We start from the raw sequence: 5,399 nt of genomic DNA on the forward strand, positions 1-5,399 counted from the left end.
AATACCAGGGTCGGCAGGGTGGCCTTGAATACCAGCGCCGAAGCAGTATTCACAAACGCATTGTCGATCCAGCCGATCCGGCGAAGTCCCAGGCCGATAAAGACCATGGCAAACACGGGCAGCGTGGTTTCCATGGTTTGCAGGAACAGATCGATCAGGGTCATCAAGGCTGGCCGTCGGGTCGAGGAGAGTGACTGGTTTCATCTGAATTATAAGCGAGGAGAAAGCTAGGATGCTATGGGAATACCACGAAGGTATGGGGCGGCGAGGGGGAATGGCGTAAAAAAACAGGGCCCCGAGGGGCCCTGATCACTTTCAGGCTTTCAGTTGGTCGCCAACGGGCAGGCGCCGGATGCGTTTGCCGGTTGCGGCATAGATCGCATTGCACAATGCCGGCGCTACCGGAGGCAGGCCTGGCTCACCAACACCACCCATGGCCTCATCCGGGTTGTCGACCAGGTGAACCCGCAGGGTTTTGGGTGCATCCGGCATGCGCGGGATCAGGTACTTGTCGAAGTTACCCTGCTGCGCCACACCGTCTTCGAATGTCACCTCGCTTTGCAGCGCGATGCCAATGCCCATCACTATGGCGCCTTCCAGCTGGGAGCGAATCCGCTCCGGGTTGGCCTGCGGGCCGCAATCGAAGGCAATGTCTGCCCGATGGATGGTGAGCTCGCCCTGATCATCGACTTCCACATCAACGACAATCGCGGTGTACGATACGAAGCTGTGGTGGAAGGCGAGGCCCAACCCCCGATTCTTGCCGGTGGATTTACCCCAGTCTGCCTCCCTGGTTACCCGCTCGATTACGTTACGCATGCGCCCGATGTCGATAGGGTAGAGATCCGGGTCTTCGCCATAATTCCAGCCATCGCCCACGGTGAGATTGTGGATCTCCCGGTCCGGGCCGAGCAGGTCCAGCACGTAGTCGCGATGGTCCTTGCCGGCGGCTACAGCCATCTCATGGGCAAAGCTCTGGATCGCCCAGGCATGGGGCAGGTTGTAGACCGAGCGGAACCAGCCGATTCGCACATGGGCGGGCGCAGGTGGATTCTCCAGCCTCAGGGCCGGCACCGAGAACGGCATGGTGTTGAAACCCATGCCCAGTTCGAATTCGCCCTTGTGTTTCGGGTCGGGCGCAAACAGCGAGCCAATACTGGGAGAGAGGGTCCGGTGCAGCCAGCCGGTGGCCTGCCCGTTGTTGTCCAGTCCCGCTTCGAGATAATCCACAGACACGGCGTGATAGTAGGCGTGGTGAATATCATCTTCCCGTGACCACTGCAGCCGGACCGGCCGACCTTTGAAGGCCTCGGCGATACTGGCCGCTTCAATGGCAAAATCCGGTTTGGACTTGCGACCAAAGCCACCGCCAAGCAGGGTAACGTGAACGGTCACGTTCTTCGCATCCAGGCCCAGTCGCCCGGCCACGGTATCGCGGGTCGCCTGCGGATTCTGAACGGGCGCCCATACCTCTGCCTTGCCGTCCTTGATCCGCACGGTCGCCACCGGGGGCTCCATGGGAGCCTGGGCCATGTGGGGCATGTAGTAGGTGGCGGAGACCCGCTCGCTAGCGTTTTCCAGAGCTGTGTCCAGATCGCCATGCTGACGGACGACCTTGCCAGGTTGCTGCGCCGCTTTCTCAAGGGATTCCCTGTAAGTGGCCGACGTATAGCTTGCGTTGTCGCCGGCAGGCTCCAGATTCCAGTCGATCTTCAGAGCCTTGCGACCCTCCATGGCGGCCCAGGTATTCGATGCCACCACGGCAATACCGCCGAGCGGGCTGAAGCCCGCCGGTTGGCCGGTGCCCTCAACCTTGAGTACCTTCTCAACACCGGGCACCTTGAGGGCCTCGGTGTCGTCGAAATCGCCAACAGTAGCCCCGTAAACCGGTGGACGGGCGATCACCGCATAGAGCAGGTCCTCGAAGGGAACATCAGCGCCATACACCGCCTTACCGGTGACAATATCCTCACCGTCGATGGCTTTAGGGTATGCGGACTTCAGCTCGCCGTTAATGAGGCCGGTTTCCTTGCCGACAAATCGCAGCTCATCGTCGCGCTTGAGTACCAGTGCATTGCGCCCGGGAACGTCGAGCTCCCGAGCCTTGGCTGCGAGTTCCCCAAAGCCGAGTTCCTTGCCGGAAGGCGTGTGAACGATGCTGTGTACGCCAGCCTGCACCTCACTAACCGGCACGCCCCACTCATTGGCGGCCGCCTGCTCCAGCATCTGTCTGGCCGCCGCTGCGGCTCGGCGCATGGGCTGGTACCAGTGGCGCATGCTGCGGGAACCGTCGGTGTTCTGGTTGCCGTATTTGTCGTGATCGCCTTCCGCCTGCTCGACCCTTACCTGATCCCAGTCTGCGCCAAGCTCGTCGGCACCGACCATCACCAGGCTGGTCCGGATGCCCTGACCCATTTCGGAGCGGTTGTTCACAATGGTAACCAGGCCATCAGCATCGATATGGATGAACACGTTCGGGTCGTCCACCCATCCGCCGGGCATGGCTCCGGCACCGAATTGAGCCTTTTCATTGCCAGCCAGGGCCACATCCCAACGGGCTGCTAGTACTAGGGCAGAGCCACCCGCCAGGCCCATCAGGAAGCGCCTGCGGCTTACGTTGGCTATCATCAAGTTGTCATCGGCGCTCATGCTTCTCCCTCCTTGCCGGAAGCTCGTTCAATCGCCGCCAGAATGCGGTTGTAGGTGCCGCAGCGACAGAGATTCCCTGCCATGGCATCCACAATCTCCCCGGTCTTGGGATTCGGTGTTCTTTTTAGCAGCGCTGTGGCGTTCATGATCTGGCCACCCTGGCAGTATCCGCACTGGGCCACCCCGAGATCGAGCCAGGCCTGCTGAACTTTGCTGCCAACCGGGTCGTCGGCCATGGCTTCAATGGTGGTGATCTCGCCACTGGCCGCAGAAACCGGTGTGACGCAGGAGCGGATTGCCGTTCCGTTCAGGTGAACTGTGCAGGCGCCGCATTGGGACATCCCGCATCCGAACTTGGTTCCTTTGAGGCCGACAACGTCGCGGATTACCCAGAGCAGGGGCATGTTGTCGGGGACGTCGAGCTCGTAGCGCTCGCCGTTGATCGTGAGGGTAGCCATAACGTCCTCTCGTTTATGAGTTTTGTCTCCTTCACTGTAGCCCTACGAACTGGCAGAGTAAAAAGAGCAATCTGGATGAAAGGTAATAAAATCGCTTGCACGCTCGCCTCGGGCCTGGGCTATAGTAGGCCCCGGAAACAAGAGAAGAAGAGGATAAGGATGGACGCCGTTAATCCCACCCCCGAACAGCTGCAAAAAGTCCTGGCGGATACCCCGAAAGACCAGCCCGTTGTCATGCTGAATCTGCTGCGCTTCCGTGATCGGGCCAATTACAAGGAAGAGGCGCCGGAGCGAAGCGGCCGCGAAGCCTACAAGCTCTATATGGAGGAGGCGGCCGCCTGCGTAAAATCGGTCGGAGCAGAAGTCATCTGGTCTGGCCGCAGTGTTGGATCGCTCATTGCGCCCCCGGATGAATCCTGGGATCAGGTGCTTCTGGTCAGGTATCCCTCAATCGATGCCTTCATGGCCATGATCGAAAGCCGGGAATACAAAGGCGTGGTCAAACACCGCACCGCTGCCCTTCAGGATTCACGGCTGGTCGCCAACCTTGAAACACGGATGTAATTAAAGCCGGATCAAAGCCCGGCTTGCTGGATGGCCATGTAGCTGATGGTTCCTGCGGCGATAGAGAGCAGGGCATTGCGGCGCCAGAGGTGAATAATCACCACGAGGACGCCGGGAAGCAGGGCTTCGAACCCCATCCATGAGCCGGACCATTCCGCCGAGCGCTGCAGAAATACCGTGGCCAGCAACGCCATCACGGCCGCAGGAAGGTAGCGCCCCAGATGGCGCACCAGCGGATGCTCCGTGTGCCTCTCGAAAAACAGAAAGGGAATCACCCGCGTGGCAAAAGTCGCGACTGCCGCCACCGCAATGAATGCCGCCAGATAGCCGGATTCACCCATGGCTGCTCTCCTCGCCCGGTACCTGCCCGCGATGCTTCCGGTATTCGAACAGCAGGACGGCAGTGACCAGCGCAATGGCACCGATCAACTGATGTGCCGGTGGCAAAATCAGCATTGCGACGCCCGCGGCCGCTGCTCCGAGCCAGATCGGGAAGCCTTCTCCCAGGGCTTTGAATTGCTCCAGAGTCAGAACAATGAACAGAGCCACCAACGCGAACTCAATACCGGTGCTGTCAAAGGCGACATTGTCGCCAAGCAATGCACCGATTGCGCAACCCGCCACCCAGTAACACTGGTTAAAGCCGGTAATTCGGAAATCGACCTCCTGTTCGTGGGCCCGGTCGCTTCCTCGTGGGCGGCTGGTGAGCAGGGAATAGGTTTCATCGGTCAAACCGAAAATCAGATAGAGTTTTCGCCAGCCCGCACCCTTGAACTGGCCCAGCAATGAAAGCCCGTAGAACAGATGGCGGGCGTTCAGAACAAACATCGCAATGAAGACTTCCAGCAGGCCCGCGTTAACGGCCAGAAGGCTGACGGCCAGTATCTGGCCGGCTCCGGCGTAAATCACGATTCCCATCAACGGCGCAGCCCACCAGGCATACTCGAGCTGTGTTGAGAACAGCACACCAAAGGCCATGCCCAGCGGAAGATAGCCGAACAAGATGGGCAGCGTGAGTCTGAAGACGGACTGGTTCATTAGCATCCAAACGGTCAGAAAGCGGCGATGATAGAGAATCGGTGGAATTTTTTGAAGTGGTTAACACCATTAACGAGGGCGAGCGATGAAAAGCTGACGCTAAGGGTGCAATAAAAGTGTCACAAAATCGGCATACCATCCGTGGCATAGCCCGCTGTTGGAGTTGTCATGTTCGGCACAGTAAGAACCCGCATCCTTTTTTTCGCTTTTCTCTCGGTCTTTGCCGTCGCAGGACTTTCCGCTCTGTCCTGGAGCATCATCCTGAAAGCGGAAGACGCCTCCAAAACCCTGATCCAGACCAACCTCAACGAAGCCTGGCTACTGGCGGATCTCGAACAGGACCATCGGCACCTCCAGGATCTTGCGTACAAGATCAAGGCCCAGCTTCTGCTGTGGGATGAAATCGAGACCGAGTTCAGCCGTTTGGAGACCGCTTTGCCGGCACATTGGCAGAGTCTGGAAACGGATCCGGGGTTGAGCGAGTGGGCAGAGGCACATCGTGAGGATTTCGAGCGGGTACTGGCGCTTATCGCCCGGATGAAAGAGGGCATTGCAGAGAAAAGCTATTACCGTGTCGGCCAGGTCGTGGATTTCGATCTGTTCCCGGCCATGGAGCCGATGCTCGAAGCGATTGCTGGTCGCCAGTTTCAAAGCAGGAAGTCTGTATCTGACGGCGCCGACGAGTTGCTG

The 5,399-nt window shown here is 59.1% G+C and carries 5 protein-coding genes and 2 pseudogenes; 2 read left to right on the forward strand and 5 right to left on the reverse strand.

The genetic code is table 11. From position 1 onward, the window contains the following. From B2W52_RS21405 to B2W52_RS21415, 3 genes and pseudogenes are all read right to left on the reverse strand, one after another. Nucleotides 1-164: pseudogene (locus B2W52_RS21405) on the reverse strand (AEC family transporter); the annotation flags it as partial. Between the two features lie 151 nt (nt 165-315). Further along, nucleotides 316-2,649, reverse strand: a complete 2,334-nt coding sequence (locus B2W52_RS21410; protein WP_273069340.1) for a xanthine dehydrogenase family protein molybdopterin-binding subunit — start codon at nt 2,647-2,649, stop codon at nt 316-318. After that, nucleotides 2,646-3,107, reverse strand: a complete 462-nt coding sequence (locus tag B2W52_RS21415; RefSeq protein ID WP_273069341.1) for a (2Fe-2S)-binding protein — start codon at nt 3,105-3,107, stop codon at nt 2,646-2,648. Before B2W52_RS21415 ends, B2W52_RS21410 begins: the two co-directional genes overlap by 4 nt. Nucleotides 3,108-3,266: 159 nt before the next feature. Between B2W52_RS21415 and B2W52_RS21420 the strand changes: the two genes are divergently transcribed. Beyond that, nucleotides 3,267-3,671, forward strand: coding sequence for a DUF1330 domain-containing protein (locus B2W52_RS21420; RefSeq protein WP_014576954.1), 405 nt, complete (start codon nt 3,267-3,269; stop codon nt 3,669-3,671). A gap of 11 nt (nt 3,672-3,682) precedes the next feature. On the opposite strand, the gene B2W52_RS21425 is transcribed toward B2W52_RS21420, so the two are convergent. Together B2W52_RS21425 and B2W52_RS21430 are read right to left on the reverse strand one after the other, a co-directional pair. Continuing rightward, complete coding sequence (locus tag B2W52_RS21425; protein ID WP_273069343.1) at nt 3,683-4,012, reverse strand: branched-chain amino acid transporter permease; 330 nt, start codon at nt 4,010-4,012, stop codon at nt 3,683-3,685. Next, nucleotides 4,005-4,709 carry an AzlC family ABC transporter permease gene (locus tag B2W52_RS21430; protein ID WP_273018066.1) on the reverse strand — a complete coding sequence of 235 codons (705 nt, stop codon included), beginning with the start codon at nt 4,707-4,709 and terminating at the stop codon, nt 4,005-4,007. The genes B2W52_RS21425 and B2W52_RS21430 overlap by 8 nt, the downstream gene beginning before the upstream one ends. Nucleotides 4,710-4,877: 168 nt before the next feature. On the opposite strand from B2W52_RS21430, the pseudogene B2W52_RS21435 reads away from it, so the two are divergent. After that, nucleotides 4,878-5,399, forward strand: a pseudogene (locus B2W52_RS21435) (methyl-accepting chemotaxis protein); the annotation flags it as partial.

The sequence above is a fragment of the Marinobacter sp. UBA2498 genome, from assembly GCF_002341575.1.
In the GTDB taxonomy this organism is placed as follows: Bacteria; Pseudomonadota; Gammaproteobacteria; order Pseudomonadales; family Oleiphilaceae; genus Marinobacter; species Marinobacter manganoxydans.